Here is a 17,087-nt window from a genome sequence, read left to right as displayed (position 1 = left end):
GACGCCTCTAGGGCGCTAGATATGTCAACAGGCGCGGGTCGTTGCGCAGCTCTTGCGATGGGCCTGACAGCGCGACACGGCCGCGATCCAGCACATAGGCGTGTTCCGCGACGCGCATTGCCAGATCGAGATGTTGCTCGACGATGATGATGGCGATCTCTGCGGCTAGCTCGACCAAGCGCTCACAGATTTCCTCGATGACGCCGATCCAGACACCTTCGGTCGGCTCATCCAACAGGAGGAGCTTAGGCTTTCCGAGCATCGCTCGACCGATTGCGAGCATCTTGCGTTCACCACCGGAGAGCGTTCCGGCCGGCTGGTCCAGGCGTTCGCCGAGTTTTGGAAACATGCTCATTACCCGGTCGACAGCCGATCCATCGGGGTACAAAAGCGATCCGACGGCGAGATTGTCGCGCACGGACAGGCGCGCGAACACTGAATGCTCTTGCGGCACATATCCAATACCGGCCCGCACGCGCTGTTCGGTCCGGCGGCGACCGATGTCTTGGCCGTTGAATTGAAGGCCGCCCTTCCATGCCGCTAGTTCGCCCACGATCGCTTTCATGAGCGTGCTCTTTCCGGCGCCGTTGCGGCCGAGGACGGCTACACCGCCGCGCGGCGGGACGGCCATATTGACGCCGAACAAAACCTGGCTGCGTCCATACCCGGCGTCGAGATTCTTGATATTGAGGAATTCAGGCACGGCGCAGATAAATCTCCTGGACGCTTCTGTTGGCCTGGATCTCGGCAACCGTTCCTGACGCCAGCACCTTGCCCTGATCGAGCACGGTCAGACGGTCACAGATATCACGGATGAAATCCAGGTCGTGCTCCACGATGACAAGGGAGCAATGCTGTTTGATCGGCAGCAGCAATTCGCCAGTGACGCGGCGCTCTTCCAGGCTCATGCCTCCGGTGGGCTCGTCAAGCAGCAGCAGGCGCGGTCTGCATGCGAGCGCCATCGCGATCTCCAGCCATTGCTGCTGCCCGTGAGAAAGGGTCGCCGCAGCATCGTAGGCGCGATCGGCCAGGCGGAACTGGAGGAGCATCGTCATGACCTGCTCGTGCAGTTGTCCTCGAGTGCGCGAGAATGCCAGGTCCAGGAGTGAGGACCGGGCCTGCAGGGCGAGCAGAATGTTGTCGTAGAGCGTCAGGGTCGGCAGCACGGCGGTGATCTGAAATTTAAGGCTCATACCGGCTCGCGCACGCTCTGGCGGCGTAAGCGAGGTGACGTCCGTATTGATGAACTTGACCCTGCCCTGTGTCGGCATTAGCGCTCCTGCAAGACACTTCATCAGCGTGCTCTTGCCCGATCCATTCGGCCCGATCAGGCCATGAAACTCGCCCTCGCCGACCGTGAGCGCCGCGCCGTCCAGCGCGGTCAGCTTGCCAAACACCTTGGAAATGCCGGCGGCTTCAAGAAGCGGCATTGCGCCTCCCCCTGAGGCTCGGGCCGAAATATCCGACACGTTCCCGCTCGCCGAGCACGAGGCTGATCAAGCCGAGAGGCCGGAACAGAATGACGAGTAACAGCAGAACGCCTAGGATGATCGGCCAGATATCGCGATAATTGTCGGAGAGCCAAAAGCTGAGACCCTCGACAATCGCGGTGCCCATCACGGCACCGATCAATGTCCCGGAGCCGCCGAATAAGACGTAGAGCACGACCTGGGTCGACATCACGACGCCCAGCATGTTGGTCCAGACAAATCCCTCGTGGAACGCATAAAGGCTGCCCGCGGTACCTGCAATCGCGCCGCTGATTGCGAAGATGATCGCCTTCAAATGCTGCGCTTTGTACCCGAAGAAGGCGATGCGCTGCTCGTTCTCTCGCAGGCCCGCCAGCGCGAGCCCAAACTGCGACCGCACCAGAAATCGCGACAGAAGGTAGATCAGAGCAAGAATGACGAGCACCAAGTAGTAAAAGCCAAGCCCCTCGTTCAGCTCGTGCGAGCCGATCGTCATCGGTTGAATCGAAGGGATACCGTTCTGACCGCCAAGATATTGAGACCCTCGCGCCAACCGATCAGCCGCATAAGCTCCGGTCATGGTGCCCAGCGAAACGAAGACCACACTGGAGGGGTGACGACCCAAAAGAAGGAAACCCGCCAGCAAGAGTGCCGCTACAAAACCTACAAGAGTTCCGACGGGAAGAACCGCAAAAATCGAACCAACCCCGAAATCGCGCGAAAGCAGCGCCACAGCGTAGCCGGCCATGCCAAAGAACAACGACTGACCTAAGCTCAAGATCCCCGCATAGCCCCACACCAGGTCGAACGACAAGGCGAAGAGGCACAGAATAAGCACCCGTGTCGCATAGACCGTGATGTAATCCCGCAGGAACAGGGGTGCGATGGAAGCGGCAATCAACAACGCTAGCTCGAGACTCGGAAGCCGTCGCCCGGTGAAGGCGGATGCCTTGACGGGCGAACGAGCCGCTTCAACGACGCTTGGCGTGGGCTGTATGCCAGTGTCGGTGGATGACATCAGCATTCCTTCGGATCGACCAAGCCGGCGCTACGCGCAACGATCTCGTATTGGCCACCCTTTGCCACCCCAATGTACATGTTCATTTTGCAGTGGCGCTTGCCGGGCGCCATCTCCGCAGGCCCGCCCGGCCCTTCCGCAATCTTGGCGTGGTCAAGGGCGGCGGCGACCGCGTCGCGCTCAATCGTCCCGGCTTCCTTCACCGCAGCCTCCCACAGTTTCAGCCCGCGGTAGGTGCCCGTAGCGGCGCTACCTGCCGAGAACCGGAATTTGGCAGGGAACTGCCTGTCGTAGGCCGACTGAATCCTGGCGCTCACTGGATCGTCCGCCGCGAGCACCTTGTAATAGTCGAGGCTGCTCGCAAGTCCTTCAATCTCGTGGGCCTGGTTCATTTCCAGGAAGTTTTCGTCGTAGTAGACGCAGCCCAGCCGCCCGCCATTTTTTGAGAAGCCAGCTTGATAGAGCTGTTTAAAGAACGGGCTAACGCCGGGCGGGACAATGGCGTTGAAAACCACGTCGACTTTGTTGGATATGACGCGGCTAACCGTGGAGGAAAAGTCGATCTGATCGAGCGGGTAGTATTCTTCAAAGACAACTTCGCCGCCGCTGCTCTCGATCACCTTGCGCGCATAGGCGTTGATAGTTTGTGGCCAAACATAATTGGAGCCAGGCAGCGCGAAGCGCTTGCCACCATTTTTGATCAACCAGGGAATGAATTGGTCGCAATTTTGAGCCGGTACCGGCCCGGTGCAAAACAGGTAGGGCGTGCACTCTTTGCCTTCGTAACCTTCCGGATAGATATAGAGGGTCTTGCCGCGAGAGATGATGACATCCTTGATCGCATTGCGCATCGAGCTCGAAATACCGCCAATTACCAGGTCGACCTTATCTCGCTGAATCAGCTTACGCACATTGCCCACGGCAACGGATTCGTCGGAGGCAGTATCCTCAATCAACAGTTCGATCGGGCGTCCCAACAAGCCGCCGGAGTCATTGATTTCCTTGACCAGCATGCGAGCCACGTTGGCGTCGGTATTGCCGGCGAAGCCGAGCGAGCCGGTAAGATCGGTAGCAATGCCGAGCCTGATTGGGCCTTCCACAGCATTTGCCCAGTCTGGGCGGATCACCCAGCTACCCGGACCGACCGCGATGGCCGCGGATGCGAGGGCGACATTGCCGAGAAAGCGACGGCGGCTCAGTTGTCGGTTGGCCTTGATCATCGGTTGACCCCTCTTCCTGAAATGAGGCCTTGCGGCCGGAACTTGACAAAAATGATAGCGAGCACGAACACCAGAACGTCGGCGATCATCGGGGACATCAGCCAAGGCAGCCAGGCACTGAACGTGCCGATGAGGCTGGCGCCAGCAACCGGCCCCGCGAAAGACCCGACGCCGCCGACCATCACGGCAACAAAACCCTGGATGAGAAAGCGAATGCCAAGATCGGCGAACAGTGAAAAGACCGGCACGATCAGCGCGCCGGCAAGGCCCGCGAGCGCCGCGCCAAATGCAAATGTGACGCTGTAGATCATGCCAGTGGAGATGCCCGAGGCACGCGCCAGGGACGGGTTCTCCAGCGAGGCACGAACCCGCAGGCCGAACGAGGTGTAGGCGAGCAATGCATGGCTCACGGCCATCACGAGCAAAGTGATGATGACAATGACGCCGCGCCAGGTCGCAAAGTGCAGACTACCGATCGTGATAGAACCGCTGATTGGCTCCGGCACCGAGAGATAGAGTCCGCCGGTCAGCCCGCGCACGGCTTCGCGAATGATCAACCCAAGTGCATAGGTGCCAAGCATGGCCACGATTGGAGCGGTATAGAACCGTCGCACCACGAGTTTTTCCAACACGAACCCAAGCGCGCCGACCGCGACGGGCGCGGCGAGCATGCCGAGCGGGACCGGCAAACCAACGCTGTGCACGAGATAAGTGACGTAGGCGCCGAGCAGCACGAACTCGCCCTGGGCAAAGTTGAAGATACCCATCATGCTGGCAATGATCCCGAGACCGAGCACAACCAGCACCACGATGGCGCCAAAACTCAGGATCTCGAATGACGCGATAAGGAGCGTATCCATTGCCGCTGCGTCACATTCCCTGAGATTGCGAGCACAGCCTCTTCACGTCCACTGCTGCAATGCGTGAACTACTCGTTGGAATGCGAAGGGCTGCTGTCACAAGAGCGCTCCTGGAAGGTCATCCCGGCAATGGGAGTTGCAGGCGATGGTGGGCTTCGCGAGCGGCCCGCCTCCTCTTCATTCACGACATGCAGCGGGAGATTGCCTAGAGAAAGGTAGGAAAGATCTGAGTAATGTTGGGTAATGTTCGCTGGGCGGATGAAATTGCGCCCGCGCTCATGACCGCTCTCCGGTGACGGCCCACGTTCTCGCCAGCCCAATTTCGATGCGGTCGAAGGCGATGGGAGAGCTATCCGTATCTCTGACTGGGTCCCGTACGGGCGGAATCGCGTGCCGCGCCAACGATACCGAACCATCGAAGCAAACCAGACGAGAAGATGCACCAGATGACGATGGCCGCTTATGGTTCATCCGCACCAAAACGACGAGGTCATTTCGTCCAACGTAGCGCGCCAAAGAGGCCGCAAACATATCCTAGGACATTTCAAGCAACTCGCCGGACGCGGGCGGCTGGTTATAGCGCTATTCTCAGCCGCCTGATGACAACCGCTGGTGGATTGCTTGAGCGACCAATCCACATCCCTTCCCAGGCGCCTTGATGCACCTTAGCCTTCGCTCGCGTGGACACCTGCTAGCCGCATCGATCCAGATCCAAGCCGCTCCTTCCAACCGCCACTGCGGCTACCGCGCGGTCCAGCAATTCCTCTATGAATGGCAACAATGGCGACATGGCACCAAGCCTGGAACATTCTGGGGCCATATCGACTTCGATTTAACCGATGAGACAATCGTCCGGGCGATCGAGTGCGATTCACGCCGAGAATCTCACCACGCCGGCAAAGCTCCTCGTTCCAGTGGGTCTTACAATCCGGAAGGACAGCGTTTTCGCACTGGCTGAACGCACAATCGCGGATCTTTCCTGAACGAGAGTCGCCATCGGCCAGGATATCAGTACCCCTCGCCAGGGATATCATTGAATATTACTTTATGAGGAAAGAGGAACCTGGCATGGCAACCAGCTACAGCATCGGAAAGCACGACGAGACCTTCGTCAACGACCTTGTCGATAGCGGCCGCTACAGCACAGCCAGTGAGGCTATGCGTGATGGCCTGCGCCTGATCGAAGAACGCGAGGAGCGTCGCAAGGCGAAGCTTGAGGCCTTGCGCGCTCCCGTTCAGGAAAGGCTGGACAGCGGCCCGGCCGATCCGTTCGAGCCCGGCGAACTCGTCGAGCGGGTCAAGGCCCGAGGACGTGAACGGCTGAAAGCCAGCAAGCGTGGCGGGTAATCTGGCCAGGCGTCCTCGGGTTGAAACCTACCTTGAGGAAATCTGGCTTTTCGTCGCATCAGACAACATCACGGCGGCGGATCGTCCCATCGACCGGATCTGCAACACCTTTCAGATGCTCGCCGAGAATCCGCAGGCTGGCCGCCAACGTCCTGAACTGGGTAGGAGCATCCGCAGCTTCGCGGTTGGCAATTACGGAAGCATTCCCGAATGGCGCCGAAATCGTCCGGGTACTGCATGGTGCCCGCGACAATGCACCGGCCGATCTCGATTAAGCTGTGATTTTCAGCGGGTAACCTTCCAATTCAGTTCAATCATCGATCAATCAACCTTTCGGTCCGTCCGGGAGAAGGAGAACCCCCATGTCTATTTTTCGCAGGGCCGCGAGTCCACTCTGCCCCGCGAACTCGCCGACGCTATCGCCAATCATGACCGGATCAAGCAGGAGCTTGGCACAGCAGAGGCAACCCTTCTCAGACAACAGGCCGAGGCAGGCTATAGCGCGACAATCTGGGTGGGAAGCACTGTCACCCTCATTGCCGCGCGGCAGCAGGCGCCGCGTGCAGGAAGCCATCTCGCGCGCTGCGAAGTCCAAAGATTAGTTTGAGCCACTTTCGAGGTACAGCCAGTCTGCGTCGCCGGACCGTATTAGGGACGAACTCGGCAGCCCATTCCTCCTCCTGCTGCTCGCCCTGCGGCCGTAGCAGACTGAGCAATGATCAAAATGGTCGCGGATGGTGCGCTGACGCCGACAGCGAACTTTCGGTATTATGGCGCAAACGCCACAAGAATTTTGAAGGGGACTGCCTAGCTGTCCGGCGCAGCCGCTAGGCAGTAACGACAAAGTAATGGAGGCGCTGGCCACCAACAGCGCCCAGACGACTGAAGCCCAAGACATCCAGTTGTCTCTTACCATAGTCGGAGCATCCGGCGGCTCGCCTCTGAGCCTTTGACCTAGATCAACCGGACACGACCATGGCCCGCCATAGACCTACGCAGAACCTGTACACTCGCCCCGCTATCTTCACCCTTGAGTGGCTTCATGCCGAACTAGGCGGGGCCATCCTTGAGAACCGGCAGAAGTACGATGAGATGAGCGAGCAGATGCGACAAGTGGAAGCCGTCATCAAGATGCTGGACCCGAACTACAACCTCGCTGGCATCGCCGTGAAGCGGCGGAAGCCGAACAAGTGGTTCAAGCGGAGCACATTGTATAGGAAGGCCGTGGACGTGCTCCGGACGGCACCGGAACCCATAACGGCGCAAGAGCTAGCCGCCGCCATTCTCGCCGCTCCTGGCGTGCAGGACGCCTCCAAGGAGGACGTGCAGAACGTCGCGTTGGGGATACAGCACAGCCTTGCCAACCACGACGGCCAGGGGGGGAGAAGGTTGGCGAGGCTAGACCGGCCCGCTGGCGACTGAAAGAAGCCGCGAGCAACGTTTAAGCGCGCGCCTCTTCAATGACTACCCCCTCAAGCGGAGGCGGTCAATAAATCGCGCACATAACGCTTTGTGCCGCGCGGATTGTCTTGGTGAAGACCCTCTCCGATTAGCTTTTTATCGGATTCTGACATAGCCGATATTGCAGCCTCGATGCTCTTTGTCACCGCTTCTAATTCTTGGTGGTCCAGAGGTGCCTTGGAGGCGCGACTAACCATCGCGGCCAATACTGCGTCGGACATAATTTTATTATGGAGGTAGCGCTCCGCGCGCTTCTTGGCCCTAAGACTTTTAAGCCCTCAAAAAAAGTTTTGGCAGACGCTGCCCCGGCCGCCAAAGAAACTGCGACCGACACAAGCGATAGAAGATTTTCTGAGTCGATCATGTCATTGACCCGCTATGGAAATGGCCTGTCCAAAACTACATGCCAACGGAATCTCTCAGAGGTATGCAGAAACGCAACTGCTGCGAGTAAAGTTCCAGAGTAGTGATGAACCATTTGCTCCGCAAGGCCACCCGATACGGCGTCCAAGAGTAACGCTATTACAAATAATAATGAGTAAATTACTTGGGCAATTCTGTGTCCAGCAGTAAAAATAAAGGTCGCCGAAAGTATTGACGCAGTTATCATAATGTTTCCTAGGTCAATCTGACCCTTCTTGAGTAATTCAACAAGCAGAGGAAGACAGGGAAGCGCTAGGCACGCAAGTACACTCATCAGCCAAGTACCGACCTTGTCGGATGATCCATAGCAAATTATAAATAGGTTTTTGCAAAACCCGACTATTCTATTGAATACTTGCTTCATTACCTTTGTCGCATTCGCAATTGAAACGGGTTGCCGCTGCCAGTAGCCAGTGAAGTCCACCGACTTGCCCCGCTTCAAAGCCAGCACCGCGACCCGTTGCGTCTGGTAGCCGTTGGAGACTCTGCGGTTGTCCTCGCGCCATGAGGACTCCTGAGCATACCGCAGCAGGTACGGGCCAGCGACATGGTGATGAATGCCTTTTTCGGCGCGACGAAGGCGGGAGAAGTATTCTGCGGCCCAATTGGTGCAGGCGCCGTCAAAGCTGTACGCCTCCTGATGGTTGATGCGCTTCACCTCGAAACGCTCATGAAGATGGTCCCAAGCTGAGGCTTCGTCGGCGTGAACCGTCGTACCCTTGGCAATGCGGGACCGGATGAATGAGGCGGCTTGGCTTTCCGAGTTGAAGACGGCCGGGACGGAGTTGCCGTCGCGCTCGCGAACGATCACAACAACCTTGCGCTTGCCGTTCTGGTTACGAGTAAAGCGGCGGTCAAGGCGCGTCGCTCGACGATTGCCGTGAGTTCGCGGGCCACGCGCCGCCCCGAGATCGACGTGTCCGGAATAGCGCCCAGGCATTCCTTGGTGACGTCGTCAACGATGTTGAGGATGCGGAAGCGTCTGCCATTGGCAAACTGGTCGTGGACGAAGTCCAACGACCAGCGGGCATTTGGCTTGGCCTCGACTAGGATCGGGGCCCGGCTCCCCACGGCCTTGCGGCGAGCCCGCCGCTTGCGGACGGTGAGCCTTTCTCGCGATAAAGCCGGTAGATCCGGTTGAGCCCCGATGGCTCGCCCTCCCGCCGCAGCAGGACGAACAGGCGGCGATAGCCGAAACGCCGCCGCTCGTTGGCGAGATCGCGCAACCGGCCCCGCAGAACTGCGTCCTGCGGCTGGAGCGATAGCGGATCATCTCCCGATCCGCACCCACGATCGAGCAGGCCCGCCGTTCCGACAGGCTCATGACGGCCTGCAGATGCGCTACCGCAGCGCGCTTGGCGGCGGGCCCTACCATTTTTTTGAAAGGAGCTCACGGAGTGCGGCTGCATCGAGCATCTGTTCGGCCAGAAGCTTCTTCAGCTTTCCGTTCTCCTCCTCCAGGCCCTCAACCGCTTCGTTTCGGAAACGTCCATGCCGCCGAATTTGGCCTTCCAATTGTAGATCGTCGCCTCGGAGATCCCGTGCTTGCGAGCCAGATCGGCCGTCTTCGCCCCCGGCCTCATGCTCCTTCAGCACCGCAATAATTTGCTCTTCCGTGAACCGTGCTCGCTTCATCTGTCCGTCCTTCTTCAGGGCGGACTCTAGCTCCTTCTGGAGGAAATACTCAGTGGCCGGTCATTATGATTTTAGAGCACGATGTGCCTGAAAGCGATTACCTCAATCTTCCTATAGTCCGAATGTGTCTTTGCATTAATCGCGCGTCGCACGCCCTTGCCTTGCCGGAAGTCAGTCGTCGCAGGGCGAACAGGAGAGAACATTCGGCTTACGCTTGCGATGCCGCCGCGGGCTGTCCCTGTCGCGCCGACCGTACGACGCTGTCGACCGCGCGGTAGGCAAACACAATGGCCGGGCCGATCGTAATGCCCGCCCCAGGATAAATTCCGCGCATCGGCGAGGTCATGTCGTTGCCGCAGGCATAGAGACCTGCGATCGGCGCCCCATTTTCATTCAGGACCTGTCCCTCTGCATCGGTCGAAAGGCCGGTGGCTGTTCCAAGCGTTGCCGGGACAATTGGGAGCGCGATGAATGGGCCGTTTTTGATAGGCCCAAGGTTCGGGTTTTTCTTTCCGGCCGCCGGATCTCCTAGGGTACGGTTGAAAGCTGATTCACCGCGGTTGAAGAGCGGATCGCGTCCTTCAGCCGCGTGGGCATTGTGTTCTTCAACAGTCTTTTGGAGCTGGTTAGGATCGAGTCCCAATTCGCCCGCAAGCTCCGTAATCGTCCGGCCGATCTCGATGTACCCCAAACGGGCATACTTCTTGATGCTCAATGTCCATGGCCAGGGCAGCAGGTGCCCCATCCCCCTGCGGCGGACGAACTCCTTGTCGCAAATAAAATAGAACCGTTTGTCCGCCGGATAACCGTTGTTGAACATGGCAAGGCAGATATCATGATACGAATTGGATTCATTGACGAAGCGTTTGGCATTTGGTCCGACGGCGATGACACCCGGACGGCCACGATCGAGCCAGCCGTACGGCACAACTTGCGAGGAGCGACCGTTCCTGAGTATTGACACCGGCGTCCAGAAGCCACTCGATGCAACGTCGTTATCGATTGCAGCCCCGAGCTTGCCTGCGAGCGCAAGGCCATCACCCGTGACATCGCTGTGCGCCAGCGTATCATTGTGCTGGTGAGCTCCACTCAGCCGAGCGCGCAATTGACCGTTCCGCGCAAAGCCACCGGTTGCCAAGACCACTCCGTGCGAGGCGCGGACGCGAAGATTCGCGCCATCACGCTTCAGGATTGCGCCAGTAACTCTCCCGCCATCCCTGGTCAGTTCTATCGCCGGGCAGCGCGGCCAGATTTCAACGCCATATCTGCGCAGGCTGACCAATAGCCGCGCGATCAGCGCATTCCCACCACTAAGTTCAGTGCCCCTCCTGTAGCGCAGCCGATCGCCTGCGTAGCGGCTGACCCGGCGCAGCACGTGCTTGAGCGAGGCAGCCGACTGGAACGGATTGAGGAAGTTTCTGACCTCGCCGGATGAAATCATCATGCCGCCGAGCACCACGCGGATCGGATCACCGATCAAATCGAAATCCTTGCCGAGAAGCCGCCCGTCGTAAGGTGCAGGACTCAGCGCCCGACCCTTGTCGACCCCGCCGATCTGGTTCGAATGATAATCGGGAGCGGAGGCCAGGGTGAACTTGACTTCACTTCCATTTTCCAAGCTGGCGAGCGCTGTTGGTCCGTCTTCAAGATAGGCGTCGACGTGCTCGGGGCGATAATAATTGCCGAGTTCGTGTTGCAGATAGGTCTTCGCCTTCGCGATCGAATCATCAATTTTCGCCGCCCGAGCCTGCATTGAGCATGGAACCCAGATCATGCCGTTCGAGAGGGCGGTCGTCCCACCGAGCTTGGCGGACTTTTCGCAGACCGTGACGCGAAGTCCTGCCTTTGCTGCGTAGAGCGCTGCGGACAGTCCGGCCGCGCCGCTGCCGATCACGAGCACGTCCGTCTCCCAATCGTGAGATGGTTTGCTCGCTTTGGAGGACGGAGCTGTATTGGGCTGGAATTTGGTGATCGGGCTATTCATTCGTGTCTCGGTGCGGATTCTGCTGAGGATGTTGATGCTTTCGCGGGAGCGGAACGGCTTTGAATTTTTCGGCCGCAGCCTTCACTGCCCGCTCGATCGGGATCCGTTCGATGGAGGAGGCGCCAACGAAGCCGACACATCCGGTCGATCGGTAGACTTCCGAGGTATCCTGGGGCTCAGCGATTGCCCCGCCATGGCAAAGAAGGATCACGTCCGGGCGGACCGCTTGAGCCGCAGCATTGATCTCGTTGATGCGCCTGATGGCCTCTTCGATCGATTGTCCCTCCTCATGCCCCACAAGCCCGCCGCGCGTTGCGCCGACATGTGGGACGATGCAGTCGGCTCCCGCGGTTGCCATCGCTTTGGCATCGTGCGGGCTCGCGACATAGGCGAGCGAGAAGATGTTCTTCTCGCGGGCCGCCGCGATCATCTCAACCTCGCGCTCAAAGCCGAGCCCGATGCGGCCTCGCCGCTCGCGCCACTTCTCGCCCATCGTTGAAATGGTTGGGTAGTTGATCACGCCGGAGAAGCCGGCAGCCCAGAACTTGTCCAGAAGATCATCGAGGTCGAGTCGGAGAGGGTCCCAAGCCTCGATCCCGCCGATGACAGGAACAGAGGAGACAACGTTGCGGATCTCGGCCGCGAGCTCCAGGGTGCGCGCATTGGAATCGCCGATCCGGCTCGTCGGCAATCCCATCAACCGTGACAGCCCGGTGCTGTAGACCACAAGCATGTCGGCTCCGCCGAGAGATGCGCATTTTGCGACGAGCCCGCAACTGCTTGCCGCAGCAAGAACTGCCTTTCCGGCAGCAACTTGAGCTGTGATCTTTGCGAGTATTTCGGCCCGATCAAACATCCGCACGGCATGCCCCTCCTGCCGTCAATCGTTCAACGATCCACGAAGACGCCGCTTCCGCAAATTCCGGATCGTTGATGTGACAATTCAACTCGCGGGCGACGATCGAGGGCGGTAGGTTTTGCCTGACTGCGTCGAACCAGGCTTTATCGGCTTCAGGATTTCGGAAGATGCCACCCTCCTGGTCATAGTCAGACACCCCCTTGGCCGGCCACAACACGACGGTGGGCGCTTTTGCTTGCGCGAGGCGCTCTGCTGTAAGCCTGCCTATGCGCTCGTTCTCCTCAGCGTTCGTGCGCATGAGCGTCGTGAAGGGCGTATGGAAATAGAATTGGCGGCCCTTGAACTCGGCAGGCACGCTCGAGGGAGGGCCGAAATTCACCATGTCGACGGCCCCCGGGGCGACGAGTTGCGGAATCATCCGGAGAGAAGCAGCCTTTAGCCGGTCTGGACCTGCACTGGCAGTGCCGCCGACCAGCTCGTCAGCAAGCTCGGTCGTGGTCAGATCGAGCACCGCATCGAACTCACCGGCGGATACGAGCTGCTCCATCTTACGTCCCCCGGCGCCATTGGCCGGAAAGACGATCGCGTCGACCCCTGCCTCTCCGAGCCGCGCTACGCAGCGATTTGCCGCCGGCGTCGTGACCCCAAAGGCCGTGATTGCAACGGTCTTTCTCTCCCGCCGACCTTGAGCGGGCACATAATGCATCGCTGCCACTGCCCGCCCTGCATTCTCGAGAGCACGTTCGGTGAACGCGTTAATTCCGAAAAGGTCGACCAAGGTTGGATAGAGGATAATGTCATTGTGGAGGGCTAATTCGGCCAGGAGGGCCGGCCTGGCGCTACTCACCAGCAGTTTCGGAAATCCATATGGCAGATCCGATACAAGTTCACCAAAGACTGCGCTGCCTTTGCCGCCTGCCACTCCAACGATCGCGTCAATCGCACTTGTTCGCAGCAGCTCATTGACCTCCTCACGCGCGCTTTGAGCTATCGCCCGCAAGAGCTCGGCGGGTGCAGCGACCCGCGCATCGCTACCGCCGGGCTTGCTTCTGGCCCTTCCGTTTGATGTGCCTACATCGATCGTAAGAGTCTTGCGGCCGCAATGTTCGATGACGCGCGCGAGATAAGAGGTTTCGCGGCCCTTTGTGTCCAGGGTTGCGACGATCGCGACCTTGCCGGCACGATCGGACGGATGACCATCCCGGATCGACGTCTGGTCGTCCGCGCGATGGTTAGACACGATCTTCCTCCTAGACCTTTCAGGACATTCGGAGGTCTAGATCGAAGTGAAATGGCTCATAAGCCCGGATCCGAGCGCGACTGGGTAAAGTTGGGTAGGCGCGCAATGCGGCAGCCCCAGAACATCAAGAGTCCGTTCCGGGCCTATGCAGGGCCTGGCTTAACCAGTAGGGGCAATCCAGTCTGCGCGGACCTCCTGCGCACCACCAGCATTCAGAACGTGGTCGGCACCTCCAAGCGACGGGTCGAACATCAACGATCTCACCGAGCACAGGCGCGGAACAACGCGCAGATCCTGCTCCGCGAGATGAGCCAGCACCGCCTAAAGGCGATCCTCGGTCAGGGCGCAGTTTGGGCGTCGCGTGTCCCGCGCACAACATCTCCAGCCGCGCAGGAGGTGGCGAACGTCCTCCACATCGCCGCGGAGTTCCTCAATCAGGTGCTGCTGGAGATCGGGGCCGGCTGGATGGGTCATCAAAACGTCAAAGCTCTGCTGCGCCGCCTCAATCGGCTATCTGACCGAGGGCCACGTCGATGCTGTTTCTCATCGCCATGAACGGCGCGGCCTAACACCGTTCGCACCGAGCGCCGGCATGGGCTCCGGAGCCGGAGATGCTGCCCGAAGCGTTTACGGGACCTTGGCCTCGAAGGCCTGGCCGAGCCCGCTGCGAGCGGCTACTACCAAACGACCTGTCGCCGCTGGCGATGCCTCAGGTGCAGTTCATGAACGATCTTGCCGAAGCCGCCGCCACTTGCCATCCCGCCATGACAGGTGCTGCGCAGGCGCGCGATGAACGGCGACTTCGATGCGACCGCCGAGGAGAACGACGAATGGGCCGCAGGTCCCGAACAGGCCGCGTTTGCGCGAGCGTGGAGGGAAGTTAAGCCAGCAAATCGTCCAGCGACACTTCACCAAACGGGTTCGAGAATATCCTGCGGGCGATAAAAAAGCCCGTGATCCTGCTGCTCGGAAACCGCTTCGAAAGTACATTCTTGGCGGCGCGGAAGTGCGCGCCAGCGGTGAGGATGTCGTCTACGACGCCTATGTATTTGGGATCTGCCGCGCAGCAGAGCGCTTCGTCGATCCGATAGTTCGCCTCGATCTCTTCCGGCTTGAGTCTGTTTCCATCGTGAACGGCCTTCGTTGATCGGATTTGAACGATCAACTCTCGAACATCGACGGTCGCCTCAGATCTAATTGCTTTGCAAACCTGCGTCATGCGGTCATCGTGCATTGGATCGGACTTGATCTTCGAGGGTGGGATAGGTACCAGAACAGCTTCTGCCAGCCATTTGGGGTTAATGGCCGGGCCGAGAGCGGCCGCGCAGCTCGCGATGGCTATTGCTTTCCAGGTGTATCCCCCTGCACCTTTCTTCTTTTTCAGATTCAGAATGAGCGAATTGGTCTCGCTGTGGGCGTAACCCATTCCAGCCGTATACTCGTAGAGGAAAAGGCACTCATCACCTTCGGTGATGTAGTAGTGATCAGCCCTATTCTTGTCTTCAATTTTTTGGAAGCGGACTGCTGACACTTAGGGCGTCCCAAACGTCTTCCATGCTCTTGATGCGAATGGCGCCGCGGGCCTCAAAAGCCGCGGGCCACGTAATGTCCTTCCGCTGGAAGCATGAGTCGAGGATGAACAACTTGCGCCTCTGATGAAGCGCAGCCCTGGCTTGGGTAAGAGTTCCACTCGTCTCACCCGCCTCGACAATGATAGTCGCCTCTGTCATCGCGCTCATTGTGATGTTGCGCTCAGGAAAGAATAGCCGGTTGTGGGGGACCGCCTGGCTCGCATATCGAAGCACCGGCACTTGCGATATCAAAAGGAAATCCGTTGCTATTCGCTTCTGAAGGTCTGTGTTCTCCTTGGGGTAATAAACGCCAAGTGGCGTACCTATGACCGCAATCGTTCTTCCTTTAGCATCCAAAGCCGCGGTGTGGGCAGCCGTATCGATGCCGTACGCCAATCCAGAGACGACCGTGAAGTCCTGAGCAACTAGCTCCCGCGCGATTTTCTTTGCGCGCGCGATACCATCATCGCTTGGCTTTCGGCTACCAACCACGGCTACAGAGCGTGTCTCCGATAGCTCCCAAGTTCCCTGAAAGTATAGGAGCTCGACCGGATGCTTCGCATCGCGCAGCCGCATTGGGTAATTACCAGCGTGATGAATTCGGACGCCGAACCGCGTAACTCCTGCCTTCGACAGTTTTGTCATTACTTCTCTAGCGCGGGTTTCCGCTATGCTAGGAGGCACAAAGTCGGATGGCATCGCTGTCGGATCGGCAGCAAAACGATCAGCTATGGTCTTGAAAGTCGCCCCTTGCTGAAGCCACAGCTCCTCGTACGCGCCCATCTCGCGCGACGGTGAAATGGGTGCGATGGCTGGACCATCATCGTTTCTGGCGAGAAGAGCGGCGTTCATTGGGTTTCCATGATCATCTTTGCCCTTCGATTCTGGAATAGCAAAGGCAGGGTGTGGACTACTTTCAATCGGGCCGTTCGCATCCGGGCGCAAAGATGCCTAAAGCATCGTTTTCGCTCTGCGGCCGATTAAAGCAGAGCCATAGCCGTGGCTTTAGGGCAACTTCCAATTTTTGCAGACCGGGAACCACGAGAATGTCAGTAATGCGGAGGTCGTAAAAGCAGCGTCGCACCCCAGATAAGTACAAAATAAGAACAACACGTCAACGCCTTGATTGTGGTAGCGGCGACGGTTGAAGGGGACTTAATCCAGTACCCGAGCATAGGGCGCGTGTCCCGGTTCTCCACCTTGCGCCAGTGCCGCACCGTCGGGCTCGATCGGGCCTCTCGCCGCGCTTCGACACGATGCTCTCCAGCCTGAATTTGCAGCCCCCTTGCGTAACAGTTGGCCCGATCTCGCGATCTCGAACGGGCCAGGAAGATCCTCTCGGGTAGCGGCCCAGCGCCGGTCGGAGTCACCTTGCGCATCTCGAGCGGCAGCTTGCGTATGTTTTTCGCCGTCAGCCCAAATGTCCGAAGGCCTAGAGCTGGAGCTCGTAATTCGAGCTGAATGCAGCCGCCGAAGTCGGAGCAGCCGTCGGGAGTGATCTTCGCGAACTGCGCTTGACGATGCGCGCGAGAGCCAAACCAATCGGCAGAAGCGAGACCGCGTAGCGCTCACGGTCGGATACGGCCCTCGGCGTCCAGGTGATCACGCCACGCCGTGTCCGCCCCCGAAGCAGCCATGTCGATGCCATCCCATATTGTGATCGACCGGACAATGCGGCTCGTCACGTCCTCGCTTTCCTCATCTCAGCCGAGGCGCGCTCCGAGACAAAAAGATGCCGCTGCCGGCGTTTTCCAGCAGCGGCTCTAGTCAGGGAGGAGCAGACGAGCCGGTCTGCTAGCGGATTCGTATGGCGCTGATGGCTCGCAAGCATTTCTGACAATACGTTTCACGAGCCCTTTGATGACGCTCGCAGCTCGAGCAGCATATGCAAGTAGACGTGGACGCGAAGAGGTCACTCAAAGCAAACCGCAGGTAAGACTGATGATGACGCCGTTCGCCTTTCTCGCTTCCTGCCGGCCCGGCTCCGGCGTCGAAGATAG

16 protein-coding genes and 1 pseudogene are annotated in these 17,087 nt (G+C 59.0%); 4 read left to right on the top strand and 13 right to left on the bottom strand.

Translation table 11 applies throughout. From position 1 onward, the window contains the following. Positions 1-7: 7 nt before the first annotated feature. From ACVW16_RS23870 to ACVW16_RS23850, 5 genes are read right to left on the bottom strand one after another with little or no spacing between them, the layout of a single operon-like run. Positions 8-703 (bottom strand): ABC transporter ATP-binding protein, encoded by a 696-nt coding sequence (locus ACVW16_RS23870; protein WP_456701533.1) that lies wholly within the window; start codon positions 701-703, stop codon positions 8-10. Beyond that, the gene (locus ACVW16_RS23865) at positions 696-1,430 is read right to left on the bottom strand and encodes an ABC transporter ATP-binding protein (protein WP_456701532.1); all 735 of its coding nucleotides are present in this window, start codon (positions 1,428-1,430) and stop codon (positions 696-698) included. The genes ACVW16_RS23870 and ACVW16_RS23865 overlap by 8 nt, the downstream gene beginning before the upstream one ends. Then, complete coding sequence (locus tag ACVW16_RS23860) at positions 1,417-2,487, bottom strand: branched-chain amino acid ABC transporter permease (RefSeq protein WP_456701531.1); 1,071 nt, start codon at positions 2,485-2,487, stop codon at positions 1,417-1,419. Before ACVW16_RS23860 ends, ACVW16_RS23865 begins: the two co-directional genes overlap by 14 nt. Next, positions 2,487-3,707, bottom strand: coding sequence for a substrate-binding protein (locus ACVW16_RS23855; RefSeq protein ID WP_456701530.1), 1,221 nt, complete (start codon positions 3,705-3,707; stop codon positions 2,487-2,489). The genes ACVW16_RS23860 and ACVW16_RS23855 overlap by 1 nt, the downstream gene beginning before the upstream one ends. Beyond that, positions 3,704-4,567 carry a branched-chain amino acid ABC transporter permease gene (locus ACVW16_RS23850; protein WP_456701529.1) on the bottom strand — a complete coding sequence of 288 codons (864 nt, stop codon included), beginning with the start codon at positions 4,565-4,567 and terminating at the stop codon, positions 3,704-3,706. Before ACVW16_RS23850 ends, ACVW16_RS23855 begins: the two co-directional genes overlap by 4 nt. A gap of 1,068 nt (positions 4,568-5,635) precedes the next feature. On the opposite strand from ACVW16_RS23850, the gene ACVW16_RS23845 reads away from it, so the two are divergent. The 3 genes from ACVW16_RS23845 (at position 5,636) to ACVW16_RS23835 (ending at position 7,336) form a co-directional block, all read left to right on the top strand. Beyond that, positions 5,636-5,914 carry a type II toxin-antitoxin system ParD family antitoxin gene (locus ACVW16_RS23845; RefSeq protein WP_456701528.1) on the top strand — a complete coding sequence of 93 codons (279 nt, stop codon included), beginning with the start codon at positions 5,636-5,638 and terminating at the stop codon, positions 5,912-5,914. Next, the gene (locus ACVW16_RS23840; RefSeq protein WP_456701527.1) at positions 5,904-6,521 is read left to right on the top strand and encodes a type II toxin-antitoxin system RelE/ParE family toxin; all 618 of its coding nucleotides are present in this window, start codon (positions 5,904-5,906) and stop codon (positions 6,519-6,521) included. Before ACVW16_RS23845 ends, ACVW16_RS23840 begins: the two co-directional genes overlap by 11 nt. A gap of 368 nt (positions 6,522-6,889) precedes the next feature. Then, a complete protein-coding gene (locus ACVW16_RS23835) occupies positions 6,890-7,336 on the top strand; it encodes a hypothetical protein (protein WP_456701526.1) in 447 nt (148 codons plus the stop codon). 50 nt (positions 7,337-7,386) lie between these two features. Here the strand turns inward: ACVW16_RS23835 and ACVW16_RS23830 are convergent, their stop codons facing one another. The 6 genes and pseudogenes from ACVW16_RS23830 to ACVW16_RS23805 all read right to left on the bottom strand — a co-directional run bounded on the left by ACVW16_RS23830 (position 7,387) and on the right by ACVW16_RS23805 (position 13,516). Further along, positions 7,387-7,596 (bottom strand): hypothetical protein, encoded by a 210-nt coding sequence (locus tag ACVW16_RS23830; protein ID WP_456701525.1) that lies wholly within the window; start codon positions 7,594-7,596, stop codon positions 7,387-7,389. 155 nt (positions 7,597-7,751) lie between these two features. Next, complete coding sequence (locus ACVW16_RS23825) at positions 7,752-8,738, bottom strand: transposase (protein ID WP_456701524.1); 987 nt, start codon at positions 8,736-8,738, stop codon at positions 7,752-7,754. After that, positions 8,660-9,433, bottom strand: a pseudogene (locus ACVW16_RS23820) (IS3 family transposase); the annotation flags it as partial. The gene ACVW16_RS23825 and the pseudogene ACVW16_RS23820, both read right to left, overlap by 79 nt. A gap of 208 nt (positions 9,434-9,641) precedes the next feature. Further along, positions 9,642-11,417, bottom strand: coding sequence for an FAD-dependent oxidoreductase (locus ACVW16_RS23815; RefSeq protein ID WP_456763493.1), 1,776 nt, complete (start codon positions 11,415-11,417; stop codon positions 9,642-9,644). After that, positions 11,410-12,273, bottom strand: coding sequence for a phosphoenolpyruvate hydrolase family protein (locus ACVW16_RS23810; protein ID WP_456705162.1), 864 nt, complete (start codon positions 12,271-12,273; stop codon positions 11,410-11,412). Before ACVW16_RS23810 ends, ACVW16_RS23815 begins: the two co-directional genes overlap by 8 nt. Continuing rightward, the gene (locus ACVW16_RS23805) at positions 12,266-13,516 is read right to left on the bottom strand and encodes a Tm-1-like ATP-binding domain-containing protein (protein ID WP_456701522.1); all 1,251 of its coding nucleotides are present in this window, start codon (positions 13,514-13,516) and stop codon (positions 12,266-12,268) included. The genes ACVW16_RS23810 and ACVW16_RS23805 overlap by 8 nt, the downstream gene beginning before the upstream one ends. 105 nt (positions 13,517-13,621) lie before the next feature. Here ACVW16_RS23805 and ACVW16_RS23800 point away from each other — a divergent pair, with 105 nt between their 5' ends. Next, a complete protein-coding gene (locus ACVW16_RS23800) occupies positions 13,622-14,071 on the top strand; it encodes a hypothetical protein (protein ID WP_456701521.1) in 450 nt (149 codons plus the stop codon). Between the two features lie 325 nt (positions 14,072-14,396). Here the strand turns inward: ACVW16_RS23800 and ACVW16_RS23795 are convergent, their stop codons facing one another. Both ACVW16_RS23795 and ACVW16_RS23790 read right to left on the bottom strand, forming a co-directional pair. Continuing rightward, a complete protein-coding gene (locus ACVW16_RS23795; protein ID WP_456701520.1) occupies positions 14,397-15,047 on the bottom strand; it encodes a hypothetical protein in 651 nt (216 codons plus the stop codon). Continuing rightward, a complete protein-coding gene (locus ACVW16_RS23790; RefSeq protein WP_456736171.1) occupies positions 15,019-15,939 on the bottom strand; it encodes a DNA-processing protein DprA in 921 nt (306 codons plus the stop codon). The genes ACVW16_RS23795 and ACVW16_RS23790 overlap by 29 nt, the downstream gene beginning before the upstream one ends. Positions 15,940-17,087: the final 1,148 nt, after the last annotated feature.

This window comes from Bradyrhizobium sp. USDA 4474, assembly GCF_054057515.1.
The sequence above is the reverse complement of the archived record's forward strand: the minus strand, read 5'-3'. Positions and strand labels throughout refer to the sequence as shown.

Coding starts and splice junctions, on each gene's coding strand:
- ACVW16_RS23865 (WP_456701532.1), bottom strand. CDS start 1,430: ATGCCGCTTCTTGAAGCCGCCGGCATTTCCAAGGTGTTTGGCAAGCTG.
- ACVW16_RS23860 (WP_456701531.1), bottom strand. CDS start 2,487: ATGTCATCCACCGACACTGGCATACAGCCCACGCCAAGCGTCGTTGAA.
- ACVW16_RS23855 (WP_456701530.1), bottom strand. CDS start 3,707: ATGATCAAGGCCAACCGACAACTGAGCCGCCGTCGCTTTCTCGGCAAT.
- ACVW16_RS23850 (WP_456701529.1), bottom strand. CDS start 4,567: ATGGATACGCTCCTTATCGCGTCATTCGAGATCCTGAGTTTTGGCGCC.
- ACVW16_RS23845 (WP_456701528.1), top strand. CDS start 5,636: ATGGCAACCAGCTACAGCATCGGAAAGCACGACGAGACCTTCGTCAAC.
- ACVW16_RS23835 (WP_456701526.1), top strand. CDS start 6,890: ATGGCCCGCCATAGACCTACGCAGAACCTGTACACTCGCCCCGCTATC.
- ACVW16_RS23830 (WP_456701525.1), bottom strand. CDS start 7,596: ATGTCCGACGCAGTATTGGCCGCGATGGTTAGTCGCGCCTCCAAGGCA.
- ACVW16_RS23825 (WP_456701524.1), bottom strand. CDS start 8,738: ATGCCTGGGCGCTATTCCGGACACGTCGATCTCGGGGCGGCGCGTGGC.
- ACVW16_RS23815 (WP_456763493.1), bottom strand. CDS start 11,417: ATGAATAGCCCGATCACCAAATTCCAGCCCAATACAGCTCCGTCCTCC.
- ACVW16_RS23810 (WP_456705162.1), bottom strand. CDS start 12,273: ATGTTTGATCGGGCCGAAATACTCGCAAAGATCACAGCTCAAGTTGCT.
- ACVW16_RS23800 (WP_456701521.1), top strand. CDS start 13,622: ATGCGGCAGCCCCAGAACATCAAGAGTCCGTTCCGGGCCTATGCAGGG.
- ACVW16_RS23790 (WP_456736171.1), bottom strand. CDS start 15,939: ATGAACGCCGCTCTTCTCGCCAGAAACGATGATGGTCCAGCCATCGCA.